Source organism: Shinella sp. OV683 (genome assembly GCF_057787725.1).
Genome location: NZ_JBYMED010000002.1, coordinates 195,371 through 213,378, shown reverse-complemented (window position 1 = coordinate 213,378; position 18,008 = coordinate 195,371). Strand labels below are relative to the sequence as shown.

19 protein-coding genes and 2 pseudogenes are annotated in these 18,008 nt (G+C 57.3%); 13 read left to right on the top strand and 8 right to left on the bottom strand.

Going from position 1 to position 18,008, the window contains the following annotated elements:
• Positions 1–47: 47 nt before the first annotated feature.
• From ACXHRN_RS27985 to ACXHRN_RS27970, 4 genes and pseudogenes are all read left to right on the top strand, one after another.
• Positions 48–1,184: an NAD(P)-dependent alcohol dehydrogenase gene (locus ACXHRN_RS27985; protein ID WP_488642103.1), complete on the top strand. Its 1,137-nt coding sequence runs from the start codon at positions 48–50 to the stop codon at positions 1,182–1,184.
• 159 nt (positions 1,185–1,343) lie between these two features.
• Complete coding sequence (locus tag ACXHRN_RS27980; protein WP_488642102.1) at positions 1,344–1,565, top strand: aldehyde dehydrogenase family protein; 222 nt, start codon at positions 1,344–1,346, stop codon at positions 1,563–1,565.
• Positions 1,566–1,686: 121 nt separating this feature from the next.
• Positions 1,687–3,699, top strand: coding sequence for an FUSC family protein (locus ACXHRN_RS27975; protein WP_488642101.1), 2,013 nt, complete (start codon positions 1,687–1,689; stop codon positions 3,697–3,699).
• 197 nt (positions 3,700–3,896) lie between these two features.
• Positions 3,897–3,962, top strand: a pseudogene (locus tag ACXHRN_RS27970) (hypothetical protein); the annotation flags it as partial.
• 142 nt (positions 3,963–4,104) lie between these two features.
• On the opposite strand, the gene ACXHRN_RS27965 reads toward ACXHRN_RS27970, so the two are convergent.
• Positions 4,105–5,019, bottom strand: a complete 915-nt coding sequence (locus ACXHRN_RS27965) for a LysR family transcriptional regulator (RefSeq protein WP_488642100.1) — start codon at positions 5,017–5,019, stop codon at positions 4,105–4,107.
• A gap of 141 nt (positions 5,020–5,160) precedes the next feature.
• Here ACXHRN_RS27965 and ACXHRN_RS27960 point away from each other — a divergent pair, with 141 nt between their 5' ends.
• From ACXHRN_RS27960 to ACXHRN_RS27945, 4 genes are all read left to right on the top strand, one after another.
• The gene (locus ACXHRN_RS27960; protein ID WP_488642099.1) at positions 5,161–6,150 is read left to right on the top strand and encodes an alpha/beta fold hydrolase; all 990 of its coding nucleotides are present in this window, start codon (positions 5,161–5,163) and stop codon (positions 6,148–6,150) included.
• 61 nt (positions 6,151–6,211) lie between these two features.
• Complete coding sequence (locus ACXHRN_RS27955) at positions 6,212–6,409, top strand: tautomerase family protein (RefSeq protein WP_488642098.1); 198 nt, start codon at positions 6,212–6,214, stop codon at positions 6,407–6,409.
• A 171-nt stretch (positions 6,410–6,580) separates the two neighbouring features.
• Positions 6,581–7,531, top strand: coding sequence for an aldo/keto reductase (locus ACXHRN_RS27950; protein WP_488642097.1), 951 nt, complete (start codon positions 6,581–6,583; stop codon positions 7,529–7,531).
• Between the two features lie 2 nt (positions 7,532–7,533).
• The gene (locus ACXHRN_RS27945) at positions 7,534–8,013 is read left to right on the top strand and encodes a hypothetical protein (RefSeq protein ID WP_488642096.1); all 480 of its coding nucleotides are present in this window, start codon (positions 7,534–7,536) and stop codon (positions 8,011–8,013) included.
• Positions 8,014–8,083: 70 nt separating this feature from the next.
• Here the strand turns inward: ACXHRN_RS27945 and ACXHRN_RS27940 are convergent, their stop codons facing one another.
• The 7 genes and pseudogenes from ACXHRN_RS27940 to ACXHRN_RS27910 all read right to left on the bottom strand — a co-directional run bounded on the left by ACXHRN_RS27940 (position 8,084) and on the right by ACXHRN_RS27910 (position 13,481).
• Positions 8,084–8,338: a hypothetical protein gene (locus tag ACXHRN_RS27940; protein ID WP_488642095.1), complete on the bottom strand. Its 255-nt coding sequence runs from the start codon at positions 8,336–8,338 to the stop codon at positions 8,084–8,086.
• 13 nt (positions 8,339–8,351) lie between these two features.
• Positions 8,352–8,969 (bottom strand): alpha/beta hydrolase, encoded by a 618-nt coding sequence (locus ACXHRN_RS27935; protein WP_488642094.1) that lies wholly within the window; start codon positions 8,967–8,969, stop codon positions 8,352–8,354.
• A 15-nt stretch (positions 8,970–8,984) separates the two neighbouring features.
• A complete protein-coding gene (locus tag ACXHRN_RS27930) occupies positions 8,985–9,944 on the bottom strand; it encodes a glutathione S-transferase family protein (protein ID WP_488642093.1) in 960 nt (319 codons plus the stop codon).
• A 3-nt stretch (positions 9,945–9,947) separates the two neighbouring features.
• The gene (locus ACXHRN_RS27925) at positions 9,948–10,814 is read right to left on the bottom strand and encodes a VOC family protein (protein ID WP_488642092.1); all 867 of its coding nucleotides are present in this window, start codon (positions 10,812–10,814) and stop codon (positions 9,948–9,950) included.
• A 32-nt stretch (positions 10,815–10,846) separates the two neighbouring features.
• Positions 10,847–11,254 (bottom strand): DoxX family protein, encoded by a 408-nt coding sequence (locus tag ACXHRN_RS27920; protein WP_488642091.1) that lies wholly within the window; start codon positions 11,252–11,254, stop codon positions 10,847–10,849.
• 107 nt (positions 11,255–11,361) lie between these two features.
• Positions 11,362–12,327: pseudogene (locus ACXHRN_RS27915) on the bottom strand (LysR family transcriptional regulator).
• 608 nt (positions 12,328–12,935) lie between these two features.
• Positions 12,936–13,481 carry an ester cyclase gene (locus ACXHRN_RS27910; protein WP_488642090.1) on the bottom strand — a complete coding sequence of 182 codons (546 nt, stop codon included), beginning with the start codon at positions 13,479–13,481 and terminating at the stop codon, positions 12,936–12,938.
• Positions 13,482–13,622: 141 nt separating this feature from the next.
• Between ACXHRN_RS27910 and ACXHRN_RS27905 the strand changes: the two genes are divergently transcribed.
• From ACXHRN_RS27905 to ACXHRN_RS27885, 5 genes are all read left to right on the top strand, one after another.
• Positions 13,623–14,528 (top strand): LysR family transcriptional regulator, encoded by a 906-nt coding sequence (locus tag ACXHRN_RS27905; RefSeq protein ID WP_488642089.1) that lies wholly within the window; start codon positions 13,623–13,625, stop codon positions 14,526–14,528.
• Positions 14,529–14,663: 135 nt separating this feature from the next.
• Entirely contained in the window at positions 14,664–15,527 is an 864-nt protein-coding gene (locus ACXHRN_RS27900) for an intradiol ring-cleavage dioxygenase (RefSeq protein WP_488642088.1), read from the top strand.
• Positions 15,528–15,590: 63 nt separating this feature from the next.
• Positions 15,591–16,760, top strand: a complete 1,170-nt coding sequence (locus ACXHRN_RS27895) for a muconate/chloromuconate family cycloisomerase (RefSeq protein WP_488642087.1) — start codon at positions 15,591–15,593, stop codon at positions 16,758–16,760.
• A gap of 5 nt (positions 16,761–16,765) precedes the next feature.
• The gene (locus tag ACXHRN_RS27890; protein ID WP_488642086.1) at positions 16,766–17,155 is read left to right on the top strand and encodes a hypothetical protein; all 390 of its coding nucleotides are present in this window, start codon (positions 16,766–16,768) and stop codon (positions 17,153–17,155) included.
• Complete coding sequence (locus tag ACXHRN_RS27885; protein ID WP_488642085.1) at positions 17,152–18,006, top strand: alpha/beta fold hydrolase; 855 nt, start codon at positions 17,152–17,154, stop codon at positions 18,004–18,006. Before ACXHRN_RS27890 ends, ACXHRN_RS27885 begins: the two co-directional genes overlap by 4 nt.
• Positions 18,007–18,008: the final 2 nt, after the last annotated feature.

Below are 18,008 nucleotides of genomic sequence, written 5' to 3'. Positions count from 1 at the left end.
CATCGATAAGTCAAATTTTGCCAAGTCGACGTAAAGGAAGAAGTCTGATGCAAACGACCAGTTTACGCCGGCCGATGCGTGCCGCAGTTTTGCATAGCAAAGGTGAACCACTTCACCTCGTAAATGCGTCGTTGAGCGAACCGCGCGCAAACGAAATCGTGGTGAGGCTCGTGGCAAGCGGTGTTTGTCACACCGACATTGTCGTGCGCGACCAGCTTTTTACAACACCGATGCCGATTATTTTAGGACATGAAGGGTCTGGGGTCGTGGAGCAGATCGGTAGCGACGTGACGACTGTGGTACCAGGTGACCACGTCGTCATGACATATATGTCGTGCGGCATTTGCGATCCGTGCGTAGCGGGACACCCCGCGCATTGCGATCATATGGCACTGCTCAATTTTGGTGGGTCCAGAATGGATGGGACATGCTCGGCGTGCGACGCAAATGGCGGCGAGCTTCGCGATCATTTTTTTGGCCAGTCCTCTTTTGCAACGTTCGCCATCGCCAATGAGCGCAACGTCGTCAAGGTACGAAAAGATGTTCCGCTGGAGCTGCTCGGACCTCTGGGGTGCGGTATCCAAACCGGCGCAGGCGCCGTCCTGAATGCGCTGAAAGTTCACGCCGGGTCGTCCTTCGCCACCTTTGGTACAGGCGCTGTTGGCTTGGCCGCGGTCATGGCCGCTCGGGTAGGTGGGGCAACCACCATCATCGCAGTCGACGTGAATCCCGAGCGGCTCGCACTGGCAATGGAAGTCGGTGCAACGCATACGATTAACAGCCGCGAAGCAGATCCGGTCGCCGAAGTTCGCAAAATGACCAAAAGCGGCGCCGATTTTACCTTGGAATGCAGTGGTCGAGCAGAAGTTCTGCGCCAAGCCATCGATAGCCTGGGCACGCTGGGAACTTGCGGAATCGTCGGCGCCACCCGGGAAGGGACCGAGGCCAGTTTCAACGTGAACGACGTGATGATCCCGGGGCGACGGATCATGGGTATCGTTCAAGGCGACGTTGTCTCCCGCACGTTCATTCCCGAACTGGTCGAACTGTATCGTCAGGGCCGTTTTCCCTTCGACCGCCTCGTCAAATTCTATCGGTTCGAGGAACTGAACCAAGCCATGGCCGACAGTGAGGCCGGCGTCACCATCAAGCCAATTCTGCGCTTCTCAGAAGCCGCCGCATAAGGCTGCTTCAGCTGCAGTGTTTCATAAAGATGAAAGTGACCGATCGTATGAACAGAACCTGCAATCGATAATGTTCCGCGCCAAGCGGAGCAAGTCGCTACCTTTGAGCGCAGACATCTGGTGACTGGCAGACTTGTAACGCTCGCAGCGGCGGCATAGGTGAGGGGCGCGCTTGCCGCCGTCGAATCGGCAGCTCTTCTCGAAGAGAAGGTCCCCAAATTCTGCAGTGTAATAGCGGCGGAAGTCGCGGCCTCCAAGCTTTCTTATGGCGGCATGAAGAGTAGCGGCTATGGCCGGTTCGATGGCAAAGCCGTTCTAGAAGAGTTCACCGAGATCCAGTGGATCACTCTGGAGGACCCCGCTCAGGCCTATCATTTCTGAGCATCGAGGTCACTTTAGCACTACAAGCCAGTTTACTGCCACCACATGTGGTGGATCGGCCAACGTTATCACCTATCGGCAAGCCTCCTTGCCATTCCAGCGCATTTGATAGGCGGTGTTATTGAACAGCGAGAAAAGTAAAACAGTGAAGACCCTCGTTTCAGCTTTTCTCGACCCACCGGGTAGAAACGTAGCCATTCGGCTTACTCTCGCATCGACGACTGCAATGGCCGCCGCAAATATTCTGTCGCTCCACAATCCGTGGTGGGCAGCAATGGCGGTCTGGATGATCGGTCAGCCGCCGCGAGGGCTGTTGCTTGAACGGAGCCTTGCCCAGCTGGTTGGGACTGTTCTGGGCGCGGTTGCGGGCGCGGGCATCGTCCTAGCCTCGCCTTCACTTGCTGTTGCCGCGATCTGCCTTACGCTTTGGATCTCTATCTGTTGCGGGATTGCCAATGCGATGCGACATCAGCGAGCGTATAGCGCCGCACTTTGTGGCCTGACATCTGCCGTGGTCGTTTCGCTGACGTTTGCATCATCCCTGGACCCAATCAGTTTCGCCGTTGCTCGGACCTTGGATAACTTCGTCGGAGTGGGCTCTGCTATCCTTGTCGCGATCGCATTGGGGCCGAAATCCCCCGGTTCAGTGATTGCGAACCAGGCCAAAAGCGCTGTCGCGCAAGCCATGACGCTGATCGCTGACGCTTTGGTGAACACTGAAGATAAATCGACGGTCAGGGAACGCGAGTTCCTGGCAATGCTCGCATCGCTTCAGGCTTCGGCTGAAGACAGTGTTGCAGGTTCGATGGTTTCCCGTCGCAAACTTCAGGACCTGAACGCGCTATTCGCATTTCTTCTGGATTTGATCGTTGTCGCTCGCGCTATTCGCTCCCGAGTGCCCCATACACAGGATTCCGATCGGGCAGGCATCGGTTCGCTGCAGCAAGCCTTCATTTCGTCAGCGAAGGCTCTTGCCGTGCACGGAATACTGGAGACAGATGCGATTGAAGCAGCGTCGATACAGCTCGAAGCTGCGGACCCCGTCCTTTCACCAGTTCTTGAAGAAATGAGAGCGTTGCTGACCCGTGCCAAAGACGGCTACAACAGGCTAAGATCGACCGACCTACCGCCTGCAGTGAAGTGGTCCTCACCTCACGTTGATCTGGCGGGGCTGAGGCTGGCCGTTGTCAGAGGAGGGCTTGCATCCGGAATTGCTGGGTTAGCCTGGCTCATTCTCCCGTGGGAAGAGTCGAGATACCTTATCCTCGGCACCTGCATTTTCACTGTTTTGTTTTCAGCCGTCGACGAACCGGCGGCAGTCGTGAAGCAGGTATTTTTCGCCGGCATTGCGGCGGCGATAGCTGCAATAGTGTGGCGGCTAGCAGTTCTTCCCGAAGTCGCAAACGGCTGGATTTCCCTGTGTCTGGCAATTCCCTTTCTGTTTGCGGCATCCCTTCTACAAGCTCGGAGTGGCACCGTCTTTATCGGTCTGGCATTCAATATGCTCTTTGCGGTTCTCGCCCGCCCGGTGGACGTGAACCATGACTTGGCCACGAGTTTGATTGCGATCGAAGTCATGCTTTTGGCCGGAATCGCCCTCAGCTATGCTTTCTATCGCTGGCTACTTCCAATAGATACGAAACGACGTCGTCGGCATATCAGGGAAGCGATCCGCCGCGAGATCATTGCAATTTCACTTCGGGCTGCAACCCCGTGGGCGCAACGCCATCTGGCGCGTCTTCGTTATCTTGTCTTTAGCCTGGCTGTTCGGTCCCGAGGAGATATCCGAGAGTCAGAAGACGCGCTTGCTGCGCTGTCGCTCGGTCACGCCCTCTATCGACTTGGCGAAATGCAGTCCGATCTAGCAGTTTCCAACGGCGGTCTCGTCTCGATTAGCGAAGCAATTCGCATTACGGGCATGCCCATGACCGACCCGATGAGCGCCGCTGAGGCTCTTCGCAATGTAGCACGGAGTCTTGCCGAACTGGGCGGTGCCGACGTGCAAAGGGGCCAAAGTGTTGAGGCGCGAATCTATTGGCTACTAGAATTGGCCGCGCTCGACCTCGATCGCCATCCTTCGATTTTTGCTCTGCCTTCAGGGACCAAACCGGCCTTGCTGTCGGTGCCCGTGTGATGGCTTGGGACGTGGGCCGTCCTGGACAGCCGAATCCTCCAGCCGAAGGTCAAAGCCACACCCGCAGCACTCCGAATGTGTAGGCGACCCGAGCTACGATCCTCAACTGAATGCGGGATATCTGCCCACCGGAAACCGACCGCGTCGGCGTTCTCTCTTCGCCGTCGATGCCACACAGCTAGGGGCGCTGGACCTTTCAGTTGGTTCACCATGACGTCTGGAACCTTGACCTACCATCGACGCCGGTCCTTTACGACATGCGTGTCGCAATGAAGGGTCGTTTGTTGAGCCGCGCCGATGAGATCGCACGTACCAAGGCCGCGGGCGTCGCACAGCACTGGTGGCGCGGTCCTATGGCGGAAACGCCATACGGCGCCGAGCATGGTATGTATGATTTCCGCTCGACTAATCCCCCAAATTTCCCCGACGGCCTTCCTGTGCAAGAACTTCAACTACATGCCGGACGCGAGGGAGAAGGTGCTTGGTCGACGGCCAGATGGCGGAGATTTCGACTTTGGCACTTGTGAATGCATCAAGAACCGACACAAGTCTTCCCGCCGCGATGTGGTCCGCAACAAGCGAACTTGGCATCTGGGCGAACCCAAGACCGGCGACAGCGGCATCGATAATGGCTGCGCCGTCACCGATCTCATGGGTTGGAGGCGGTGCGACACGATAAACCAACCCGTCTGTCGCCCTGACCCGCCATGTGTTGGGAATATCACGCCGAAATCCAACGATGCAGTCGTACTCTTGCAAGTCCTCTATTGAGGCAGGCTCTCCACGAGCTTTGAGGTATTCGGGTGATGCGACGATCAAGGCTCTCTGTTCGGTCAGTTTGCGAATGATCAGCCCGGTTGTGTTTTTGGTTTCGCCGAATCGGATAGCAAGATCCACGCCTTCCTCGACAGGGTCGATGATCCTGTCGGTGAGCGACAAGGACAGTGTGAGCCCCGGATGTTGCTTCGTAATCTTAGCGAGTACCGGAAGCAGAACCTGTCGCCCCCAGGCGGCAGGGGCATCGATCCGCAACCGGCCCGCAAGTTGCTGGCTTTTCGTTGCGAGCGCATCTTCTGCAGAACCAATTTCTTCGAGAGCGTGACGGCAGCTTGCAAGATAGGCCTCACCATCAGGCGTCAAGGTCAGCTTACGTGTACTGCGATGCAGGAGCTTCGTGCCCAGCCGTTCTTCCAGCCGAGCAACGCTTTTGCCAACGGCTGACTTTGTAATGCCGAGTTTGTCAGCGGCTGCGGTGAAACTCAGCAGTGTTCCCGCTTCGACAAAGCTGATGATACCATTGAGTTGCTCTAGCTGAGCCATTGTAGAAAACCCCTCTACACACCGTAGATTTCGAGCTGTTTATCATGCTCAGGATTTACATTACCACACTGTCTTCGGCAACGATTTCTGGTGAGCCCAGGCTTCACCATCCAATTTCGCAGGGTTCGTAAAATGGTTCGAATGTCTTCTTCTGTGATCAGCGCTCTATCCGGACTGGTCCTGTCTGCAAGCATAGCATTCGCGGGACCGGCCGTTGAAGTGCTCGGCAAAGACTATGTCTTTCCAAACATAATCGAAGGTCTTCCAGCGAAACTCTCTGATTTCAAGGAACTACAGATCAATAGCTTCCAGACGAGCGATGGCGTCAAGCTGTCCTATTGGGAGGCTGGAAGTGGTCAACCGCTGATTTTCGTTCCGGGCTGGTCTGCCAACGGGGCCGAGTACGTCAATGTCATGTACCTCCTCAGCCGGAAATATCACGTCTATGTGATCGATCCCCGCAATCAGGGCCTCTCTCAGAATGTCGAATACGGAACCCGGATCGCCCGTTTTGGAGCGGACCTGAAAGAGTTCATCGATCATCTTGGCGTCGAAAAGGTGAACCTGTGTGGCTGGTCCATGGGAGCGTCTGTGGTCTGGAGCTACATTGATCTGTTCGGCACAAAGAATATCCGCAAAGCCGCGTTCATCGATGAGCCAATCTCAATTTACACGCATGCGGATTGGTCGGAGCAGCAGCGCCTGGATGCCGGCGGCATGACCACATCGCCTGAGCGGATGATCGCGGCCTTTGGCGGCGCTCCCACAAACGATCAGGTCGTCGATATGAACGCAATGCACCGCTACATGGAAAATGGCTCGCCGGCCTTCCAAAACTCCGAAGCGTTCGCTCGCGAGTTCATCAAAAGCGATCCCAAATTTATGAGCCTCGTTCTGTTCGATCATGCCGTGAACGATTGGCGTGACGTGGTCAGCCACAAGATCAATGTGCCAACAGCAATCTTTACCGGCGAAAACAGCAACAATGTGCCGAGCCAAAGATGGATGCAGTCTGTGATCCCGGGCTCAGAGCTGTACGTCTATCCGGCTGCAGAACAGGGCGACCATTTTCTCGCCTTCAAGAATCCCATGAAGTTCACGGACGATCTTACATCATTCCTGGAGCGCTAACCTGGCTACCGGGCTTAACCCACGAGGCGGAAATTGACCGTCACTTTCAAAGGAAACTATCATGCCTGTCGTACGCGTAAGCTGGTTCAGCGGTAAAGATGCTAAAGCGAAAAAGGCCGTTGCTGCTGAAATCACTGACAGCATCGTCAAGAACACCGGAACCGACCCGAGCTACATTTACGTGATCTTTGAAGACGTTGCACCGTCGAACTGGGCGGGCGCCGGCAAGGTATTCGGAGAAGAGAACGAAAAGTCTTAACACAGCTTCCCTTTGGCACGGGGGTATGCGTTGTTGAATGACGCGTATCCCATCCGCCGAGCAGGGTATCTTGTTTACTTTTTTCCGACTTCCCCGTGTGTGGCGCCTTCCTTACAGCGACCAGCCATCGCGTGCGGTATATTCGGCGCCTGATTAAAAATGGAGATAGCTATGCAAAAACGACGCCTAGGCCGAACAGGTCTTGAGGTCTCGCCGATCATTGTCGGCGGCAATGTATTCGGCTGGACGATTGATGAAGCTACCTCCTTTAGCGTGCTGGATGCGTCATTCGATGCCGGATTGAATACGATCGACACCGCGGATGTTTATTCTTCCTGGGTGCCGGGCAATGTCGGCGGGGAATCCGAGGCAATCATCGGAAAGTGGCTCAAGCGGGGAACTGTATCCCGTGATAAAGTTGTTCTGATCACTAAAGTTGGCTCGGAAATGGGCGAGGGCAAGAAGGGGTTGAAAGCGGCCTATATAGCAGAGGCCGTCGAAGCATCGTTGCGCCGCCTTCAGACCGACTACCTGGATGTGTATCTTTCGCATTGGCACGATCCCGAGACGCCTTATGAGGAAACACTCGGCGCCTATGAAAAATTGAGGGCGCAGGGAAAGATCCGTTCGTTTGGCTGCTCGAATTTGGATGCGCAGCAGTTACAGGATTCGATTGACGCGGCAAAGACCAACGGCGTTGCAAGGTATGATGTGCTGCAGCCGGAATACAATCTCTACGATCGTGCCGGATTTGAAGGTCCTCTTGCTGATCTTTGCTCCAAGGAGGAGATCGCCGTCATCACCTATTACAGCCTCGCGTCAGGCTTTCTGTCCGGCAAATATAAGTCCAAGGCAGATATCGAAGGCCGCCCCCGCGGCGACGGCCTATTGAAATATTTTGACGACAAGGGACTCCGAATTCTTGTCGCGCTCAATCAGGTGGCCGCCGACGCGAGCGCAAAGCCGGCTGAGGTGGCCCTGGCCTGGTTGCTCAGCAAGAAAGCAGTTACCGCGCCCATAGCCAGTGCAACAAGCATCCTGCAGGTTGCCGGTTTGGCCAGCGCCACAAGGCTTTCGCTTTCGGATGAGGCGATTACTCGGCTGGACGAGGCGGGCGCCTGACCGTGCCGGCGATCAACGCCAGCCGGGCCAGTACAATGCTTAAGCACAACGCATTGCCGGGACCTCTCTGCGATGCGTTGAATTTCAAACGTGACATCAGATACGGGGGCATCGCCGATGACCTACATCACCAACGTTTTCCACATGACCGTAGAGCCAGAGGCACTCGAGGATTTAAGACCCTTATCACCGAGATTGTCGCGCTGTCGAACAAAGAGCCCGATACGCTGATCTATGAATATTCGCTAGGCGAAGACGGGCGCACGGTTCATATCGTCGAGCGATATCTGACGGAAGCCGTTTTGCCGCATGTGGAGGGCACTTTTGAGCCTTTCGCCGAGCGGTTTCTCAAGCTGGCGAAAATCGAACGACTTTATGTCTACGGCGAGCTGCCTGCGGACCTGCGGACGAAACTCGAGTCGTTTGGGGCCTTGTTCATGGCTCCTCTCGTCGGCTTTGCACTCCCCATCGCCCCGGTCTGACTTTGCATCTGCCGACGCTGCCGATCTTCTGCCGGAGCTGAGATCTAGAAGGCGCCCGGCAGGCCTTTGGTCAGCCAGGGCGCGCCCGTTGTCGCCGTGTCCGAAACGCTTGGTTCAGGCTATGACCGGCAACCATTTCATTGGCGACAAAATGCACCCGGGAAGGAGATCGTGTCGTCCGGCCGGCGGTGCTCGCCAATACCGAAGGCGCTGAGGCCTCGGCACGCTTTGCCGCTTTGACGATCTCCAGCAGACGACGGTTCGATGCCGCCGGCCTCTGGGTGCCGACGGGCAGGTCGCCGAATGTGTAAAGTCCGATCTCCATGACAGCTGCCTTCTTACTTGGCCATAGCCTCCGCCAGGAAACTGCCTGCTTGTGCTGCGCCTTCGGCTGAAATCGTGTGAGGCACGCCCGGCAAGGTGAGCGTTTCAACCTTGACGCCGAGTGCGCGAAGAGTGGCTGTGGCCTTGCTGCTTTCGGTCGCTGGGATCACCGGATCGGCACTCCCATGCACCAGGAGAATGGGCGTCTTCAACGCTGGTTGAAGCGGAAGCGGCGAAGCGAGGCGGCCTGAGAACCCGACCACGGCACCGACTGGCCATCGGCCCGATGCGACCGCATCGAGCGCCATGATCGTGCCTTGCGAGAACCCGACAAATGCGACGCGATCGAGCTTGTCGGTAAATCCGTTTTCCGCAATGATCGAGGAAAGCACCTTGTCGAACGATAGCCGCGCATCCAGAATCCGTTCGCTACGGTTATCTTCAGTAACGCCGGCGACGCTGAACCACTGGTAACCAGAACCAAAGCTGGAAGGGGCGGGTGCATTGGGGGAAACGAAGACGGCGCCGGGCAAGGCGGTCTTCCAGGTGTTGGCAAGCGGCGCGAGGTCGTTGCCGCTGGAGCCAACGCCGTGGAGCATGATGACAAGAATATTAGCCGCGATTGGCGACATCGGATTTGTCCTTTTTTATGCCAGCTCGAACGGCAGCTGAGGGCCAACCGGAACGATAGCGTTGGGGTTGAGCGCGTTGATCGAGGAATAGCCACGCTTGATGTGGTCGATGTTCACCGTGCCGCGAATGCCGGGGATTGCGAGGATTTGCTCCACGTACCGGCTGAGACGAGCATAGTCTGTAAGCCTGCGCAGATTGCACTCGAACAGGCCGTTATAGGCGGCATCGAAGCGGACAAGGGTGACGAACAGCCGTACATCTGCTTCCGTCAACCGATCGCCGAACAGATACGGTCGCTGGTTTTCCAGACGAGCCTCCAGCTCGTCGAGCATGGCGAAGACATCTACAAACGCTTCTTTATAGGCAGACTGCTTGATCGCAAAACCCGTGCGATAGACACCGTTGTTGAGCTTTGGATAGATCCGCTCGTTCAACGCGTCGATATCCGCGCGCAGGTCCTCTGGATAAAGGTCTATACTGTTGTCGGCTAGCGCTCCGAACCCGGAGTTGAGCATTCTCAGGATATCGGCGGACTCGTTGTTGACGATGATGCGACGTTCCTTGTCCCATAGGACCGGTACGGTCGCCCGGCCGGTGTAAACCGGATCGGCAGTCGTATAGATCTGGTGCATGTAACTTGCACCGTTGAGCGTGTCGAGATCGGAACCCGGATAATCGCCGAAGCGCCAGCCCTGGTCGGAAAGCGCCGGCTCCACGACGGATACCGAGATGGCGCCATCGAGTTTCTTCAGAGCGCGGCCGATAAGCGCGCGGGATGCCCAGGGGCAGATGAGCGCGACATACAGGTGATACCGGCCTGCCTCGGTCTTGAAGCCGCCTTCGCCGGTCGGCCCGGTGCTGCCGTCAGGCGTGATCCAGTTGCGGAAACCCGATATCTGCTGGACGAATCCGCCCTTGGCGTCGCTCGCCTGCACCGGGTGCCAGTCGGCAGTCCACTTACCTTCTACAAGCATTGCTTACTCCGGAGTGTTCTTTTTGGCCGATGTGACGATGCTGATCTCGGTCCCCCATGGATCGCTCAAGGTCAGACCCTGTGGCTTATCGGCTGTTGAAATTCCGGCGTCTGTGGACTTCGCGCTGGCGGATGCCAGAAAATCCGGGTTCGCGACGATCTCGATATTGGCAAGACCTGTACTCGGGTAGCAGCGCACACCGGCACCGCGGCTATTCCAGATATTGGTTGCGAGATGATGGTGGTATCCGTCAGCTCCATAAAAGGTCCCGCCGGGATAGCGAGATGTGACGGCAAAGCCGAGTACATTGCTATAGAAGGTCTCCGCCGTGGGGAGAGCGCCGACCTGCAGATGCACATGGCCGACCGTCGAACCCTCGGGAAAACCCTTCCATTCACCGGTGCCGCTTGCGGCGACCAGATCATCGAGATCGAGCGGGTCGCTGGGCATATGGACCAGTCTGTCCTTCCATTGCCATGACAGAACCGGCCGGTCCGAGTAGATCTCGACGCCGTTGCCTTCCGGATCGGAAAGGTAAAGCGCTTCGCTGACACTGTGATCGGATGCGCCCACCACCGGCGGCCGGGTCTTCATCGCATGCTTGATCCAGCGGCCAAGATCGGCGCGGGAGGGAAGCAGAAAAGCCGTATGAAACAACCCTGCCTCGCGGGGCGAACGGCGGAGCGCTGCCGGATCGCGTCGCAATTCCAGAAGCGTTTTTCCTTCGACGCCAAGCTCTGCCGTCGATGCATCAGTGCGAAGCAGGTGGAGGCCGACAGCCTCCTGGTAGAAGCCACTCACTCGGTCGAGGTCATTGACCGTCAAGCTCACTTTGCCGATTCCAGTCTTCAAACTATGTGCCGTGCTCATGGCTTCCTCCGTTCACAATCGTCGCTTGGGTCCTACTTACGGACAGGCGTGGGACGGAGTGCCATTGCGCCGTCGCCGGTCAATGCAAGAACGATCAGGCCCACGATCCAGAAAGCAGGGAATTCCCAGCCACCGTTCGGATTATTGAAGAAGAAGCCTGCTGCGCCGTGAACAGTGAAGATTGCACCGAGCAGGATCGGAATGACCGCGATGGCAGCAAGGCGGGGCCAGATGCCCAGAATGAGCGCAACGGCGCCTGCCAGTTCCCAAACGATGGTGACGTAGGCAAGCCAACCGGGAAGGCCGAGCGACGCGAAGAAGCCGGCAGTGCCGGTTGGGGTAAATACGAAAATCTTCAGGCCGGCGTGAGCCAGGAAAAGCAGGCCAAGTGCGAGGCGCAGGATGAGTGCAGCATAAGGGGCAGTCCGGGAGTCAATCATGATCGTTTCTCTTTCATTGGGTGAATTCCTGAGATGGAATATGGCGCAATTCCAGATCGACGATTATCCCGTCAAACAGAGAGTAATTGTTTCCAAAACGGAAGCGATTACGACCATCCGTCGTCCCACTTCGGTCGGCCGCGAAAGACATTGGCCAGAAAGTCCACCAACACGCGCACCTTCAAAGCAAGGTGCCGTGCCGGAGGATAGACGGCATAGAGACCACGCGGATCGTCTTCATACAGGCTTAGAACGGGGTTCACCAATCCTGCCCGCAACCTGACCCCGGCAACAAAACTGGGCACACGAGCGATACCCAGGCCCGCTTCGGCCGCCGCGACACACGCTTCGGCATTTGAAAAATGGAGGCGTCCGCGAACTTCGGCAGAGAGTGGCTGCTGATCGCGTCCATTTCTAAATCGCCACGATAGCGGGTCACGAAAATTAGTGTCTACTATGCAGTCGTGTTCGACAAGCTGGCTCGGGATCACCGGCGTTCCTCGAACGTCGAGATATGAACGAGACGCCACGGTAATCCTCCCGCAAACTAACTGGGTTTAAAAGTAGAATTTTCTCACAATGATTTTGGAGAAGATTCCGATGAAGACATCACGATTTAGCGACGCGCAGATCATGGCGATCCTGACTGCTGCATCGAACCCCTCGTCAACAAGATTGACGAGGCGGTCGGAAAAGCTGACGTCCAGCTGGATGTCCGGGAAAGCTGCGGCGAAAGAGATCAGGACTGGGGTCAGTTGCGTTGTACCAAAGGTGATGGGTGCAGTAATCCGGAGCCTGCCGGATGGTGCCCCCGATGCGTTACGCACAGACGCGTCGAGGGAATCGAAATCCTCAATAAGGGCCTTTATCCGCTCATAGTAAGCACGCCCAACCTCTGACAGCGACAAAGCCCGGGTTGTTCGCATAATTAGCTGCACACCCAGTTCTCTCTCGAGGCGAGAGACAAGTTTGGATGCCTGTCCAGTGCTGGTTCCCAAGCGTATGGCTGCTGCTGCGAAGCTACCTGTATCAATCACCGCGGCAAACATGCGGTCGCATTCGAGGCGGTCCAAGACATTCAATCCTTTGCTCTAGATTGCAGTTGCTGGGCGAAGATCCCTCGCCGAATATCAAAACCACATTGAAGGTGAACCCGATACGTCTGAATGGCTATCGAGTTTTTGTCCACACTCGGAACTCAGGAGCAGGAGAGGATGGGCGGTATCGACCCCGACGATGCTTTCCGGCTGGTGACGGGGAGCGCTGATAATCCGGAGTCGCGGCGATTGTTCAGGCTACGTCTCGTGCGTCTTCATTGATTTCGCGCGGGATTCTCCGGGCCACTGCATTCTGGCATCAACAGGACCTGAGCCCAGTGAGATCGTGGCTTTGGAACGCCAAGGAGCAGTATATTCCAAATTATAGCAACCGTCTCGGCAACCGATGCTAATAGCTCGCCACCAAGGTCCAGTGTTGTGCTCTTTTCGTTACGACTTATTCCCTAGTCTACCGTTCGATTCCCATCAAGCATCCTGATAAGAGCGCTTTTCGGCAATCTTGAGGATGGGAATAGATAGTTAGCGCCGCATAAAAGCAAGATAGACTGCACGCTCTACCATTGTGAACAGGGTTAGCCGCGCTGGAATGTCCAGCGCGGCGTAACGGTCGCGAGTCGAGACTTTTATTGGCCAAGCCCGATCTGCTTCATGAAGTCGCCATTGTCCCAGAACAGCCATTCATGGTCCATCTTGCCATTGGTCCAATGGCCCACGGTCACCATTCCAAGGGCAAAGGCCTTGCCGGTCGCTGGGATTGACTTGTCTTTGCCAATGGGCATGGGCTTGCTGAAGGTGCCGGTCATAACGCCAGTGGCTGTGGTCCAGGTACCGGACCCGAACCGGATCGGGTGTTCTTTAATGGCAATATCGGGCGCGAAGACAAAAAGCGCCTTCAAATCCTCGATATGTTTTTTAATGCCCTTTGTTTCATGGCCGTCCGGCCAAGTAACGACGATGTCGTCGGCATGGCTTTCGGCGAGCCGGTCCCATTTCTGGTTCGAAAAGACGTCGAAATCCAGCGTGTCAAAGATCTTGAGATTGGCTTCGACTCCGGCCGCCTGAACTTCGTGGGCGGGCGCCGGCGTTGCCGGCTTTAGCCAGGGGCTGTCTGCGAACGCTTGGCTGGCGACGAGAGTGGCAATGCTGGCGATCAATATCATGGATTTCATCGTGTTCTCCATTAGAGGCGGCCTCCACATTGGTGCCGCTGGAAGGACGTTATTGCATCCACATAGGACAATAAACGGCGCAGCAATTGATTGATTGATACGCCTTGTGTAATAATTCGGCGCATGGATGTCCTGCGCGCAATGACCGTTTACATCGCTGTTGTCGAACAGAACAGCCTCGTGCGCGCAGCGAAGGCACTGGGCACGTCTGCCGCCGCGGTGTCGCGACAGCTTGCAGCGCTGGAAGACCATGTCGGCGCCCGACTGCTCAACCGCACAACCCGGTGGCTGTCCCTTACCGATGTCGGGCAGGACTATTTCGCGAGGGCCAAGCAGATTCTCTCCGACGTTGCGGAGGCTGAAGCTGTCGCCGGAGAAAGAGCTGCCCAGCCCATAGGTTTGTTGCGGATCAGCGCTCCGCTCTCGTTCGGGATCAACCGGTTGTCGCGCTGGCTTCCGGATTTCATTGCCACCTATCCACGATTGCGCGTCGAGCTTGACTTGACCGATCGGCAGATTGATCTGGCCAATGACGGCATAGACGTCGCTGTGCGCATCGCCCTTCGGCCGGCTGCGACCAATGTCATCGCCCGCCGGATCACCTCGGTTCATCGAATCGTCTGTGCGTCGCCAGCCTATCTAGCGGCGCGGGGATGCCCTCAGGTGCCAGCCGATCTCGTCGATCATGACATCCTGAGCTATTCGTATCTGTCGACCGGCAGCCAGTGGGCTTTCCACAACGCCGACGGGCTCGAGAGCCAGGTGCGCGTGCGACCGTCCGTCCTCGCAAGCAGCGGCGACATGCTGTGCGAACTGGCAGCCCGCGGCGCGGGAATCGTCAACGAGCCGGATTTCATGGTCGAGCGGCATATCGAATCGCGAAGCCTCACGCCGATTCTCACCGACTGGACCAGCGAGAGCTTTAATGTCTATGTGCTCTACCTCAGTCGAAAATTCCTGTCGGCCAAGGTGCGTGTATTCATCGACTACCTGCAGAGAATGGAAGGCAGGAGCCATTCAACAGACCAGAGTGCATCCGAAGATTGAGTGAGAATACCGCCCATTCAGCAGGCTCAGACAGCGGCCGATCGTATCGAGGTATGATCGCATATCATTCCGGGCATTGAGGTCTGGAATTCCCTCGGTCAAGCATTCTGCTATCGAACGCTGTGGGAGGAAAACATGCGAAACGTCACGATCGAAAATATTTCCGATGTCGTCATCGGCGCGCTTTCTGGTGATATCGCGCCGCGCCGCCGCGCAATCCTGGTGAGCTTGATCCGCCACGCCCATGATTTCTGCAAGGAAGTGAACATCACTCATCACGAATGGCTTGAGGCCTGCGAGTTTCTGCGCCGGGCCGGCGATATCTCCGATGAGAATCGCAACGAATTCATCCTGATTTCCGACATTCTCGGCATCGAAGTGCTGGTCGACATGATCGACCACCCGGTAACCGAGGGCGAGAGCTGTTCGACAGTGCTCGGCCCCTTCTATCGTGAGAATCCTCCCGTCCTGCCGAACGGCGCCTCGATCATCCAGAAGGATTTTCCCGAGCAGGAAACCGTGCTGGTCCAGGGCCAGATCCTTGGCACCGACGGCAAGCCGCTCGCCGGCGTCGTCATCGATGTCTGGGAAGATGCTCCGAACGGTCTTTACGAGCAGCAAGATCCCGACCAGCCGGATTACAACCTCCGCGGCCGCTTCCATACCGACGTCAACGGCCACTACGCCTTTGTCGGCATTCGCCCCGTTCCCTATCCCATCCCCTATGACGGGGCGGCCGGCGAACTCCTCAACTACATGGGCCATCATCCGTGGCGGCCGGGTCATATCCACTTCATGATCACCAAGGACAGCTATCGTCCGCTGATCTCGCAGATCTTCGATTCCGAGACCAAATATCTCGACAACGACTCGGTCTTCGCCGTCAAGCAGGATCTGATCGGCAACCTGGTCAAGGCACCGGCCGGCTCGAAAACAGATTACATCATGGACTTCAACTTCGTTCTAAAGCGCGAAGCGGTCGCCATGGCTGCCGAATAATCTTCCCCGCCGCGCCGGTGTGAATCGGCGCGGCATCTTTCCAGAATATCGGAGTACCGACAAATGGCTCTCGTCGAACCCGTCGCGCGTCTGGATGAGAGCGCGTCATGGCGCGATCATGCGATCCGCAACATTTCGTCCGTGATCATCGACGCACCGACGGTGCGTCGCCACAAGCTTTCCAACACCGAAATCTCCCATCAGGGTTTTGTCCTCGTTAGGGTAATGCTGGAAAACGGCGTAGAGGGATACGGCGAGGCGTCGACGCTCGGCGGTCCGCGCTGGGCCGAGGAGAGCGTGGAATCGATCAAGGCGGTGATCGACACCTACCTCGCCCCTGTGTTGATCGGACGACCGGCCGGTCTGTTCGAGGACAATGCGCTGCGCATGTCCAAGGCCGCGAGCCGCAACAATGCCGCAAAGGCCGCAATCGAGTCGGCCCTGTTCGATGCCATCGGCAAATCACTCGGTCTTCCCGCGACCGCGCTGCTCGGCGGAAGTGTGCGCAACAGTTTTCCGGTGGTCTGGGCGCTTGCTTCAGGCGATGCCGGACAGGAAATCGACGAAGCCAAGGGCAAGATCGAACGGGCCGAGCATCGGATCTTCAAGATCAAGCTCGGTTTCGCCGATCCGAAATCCGATGTCGCCCGGCTGACCCGGATCCGGCAAGCGCTCGGGCCCGACGTCGATATCATCGTCGATGTCAATCAGGCCTGGAGTGAGGCAACTGCCATGCGCTGGCTGCCGGCCTTCAACGAACTTGCCATCAGCCTGATCGAACAGCCGCTACCGGCCGCCCAAGTCGACCAGCTTGGCCGGGTTGCTGCCCGCACCAATATTCCTATCATGGTCGACGAAGCGGTATTCACCTCTGCTGATATCGTTCGCGCAGGCAAGGCTGGTGCCGGCACGGTGCTGTCGCTGAAACTGGTGAAAAGCGGCGGCTTGCTTGAGATGAAACGGGCCGCGGCGGTGGCGACGGCCATGGGCATGGAGCTCTATGGCGGCTGCCTGCTTGAAAGTGGCATCGGGGCTGCGGCGCATCTGGCGGTGTTTTCGACGCTCCCGAAGCTCGAATGGGGCACCGAGCAGTTCGGGCCGAAAATCCTGGTCAATGATCTGGTGATCGAAGGTCCGACCTACCGAAATTTTGAGGTGCATATGCCGGAGGGGCCCGGCTTCGGCCTAACGCTCGACGAAGACCGCATCCGGTCGCTTTCGAGAACACGGTGAGCGCCATGCTAGACGCGGCCCTGAAACCCGTTCTCGACCGGATCGCCGAATCGATCGACGCTACGCCACATCTGTTGCGCCTGGGGGCACTCTTTAGCGAGACAGTACTGCTGGAGGTCGATGGCGATGCCTACTACCTGACCTTCCATCGCGGTCGGCTGGAAAAGATCGCCTGCGGTCAGAACCGCAAGACGCCATGGCGCTTTGCCATTCGCACCGATGGCGAAGCCCTTCGCAAATTCTGGGAGCCGCTGCCAACGCCAGGCTTCCACGATCTCTTCGGCCTGGTCAAACTGGGTCGCGCTAACATTGATGGCGACATCCTGACGCTGGTGAAAAATCTCCGCTACATCAAGGAAGTCCTCGCCATTCCCCGCGCCGGATCTCTCGCATGACACAGATGATCGAAGCCATTTGCGGACACTATCTCACCGTCGACATTGCCGGCCGTAGCCAGCGGATCTATTTCGAGGAGGCAGGCCAGGGCCGTCCGGTTCTCTGCCTACACACCGCCGGCGCCGATACCCGCCAATGGCGGCACATTGTTAACGATGCCGAATTGACTGCAGATCACCGCATCATCGCCTTCGACATGCCGTGGCATGGCAAAAGCCTGCCGCCTGAAGGTTTTGAGACCGAGGAATATCTGCTGGCGACCGAGACCTATATCGCCACGGTTCTGGCGATCGCCGATGCGCTTGGTTTGGAAAACCCGATCCTCGCCGGTTGCTCGATGGGCGGACGGATCGCGTTGCAGATCGCAGCCCTCCATCCAGGCCGCTTCTCCGGCTTCATTGCCATCGAGGCCTCGGATTTCCAGCCGGCCTGGTACGACATCGACTGGTTTCACCGGCCCGACGCCCATGGCGGCGAAATGGGAGCGTCACTGGTTTCGGCCAATATTGCCCCGCACGCGCCGAAGGCCGAACGCTGGAACACGCTGTGGATGTTCATGCAGTCGGGGCCCGGCGTCTTTCGCGGCGATCTCAGCTTCTATACGAGGGATGAGAGCCTGATCGTCAATATCGGCCTGATCGATACCACGATCGCACCGGTTCACATTCTGTGCGGCGAGTATGACCTCACCTGCACGCCTGAGGACGCGACGCGGACACACAAGGCCATCGCAGGATCGACACTTGAGATCATGACTGAACTCGGGCATTTTCCAATGAGCGAGAACCCCAAGCGGTTCCGCCCCTATTTTGCCCGGGCGCTCGCCCTCGTCGGGGCCCCACGAGCCTGAAG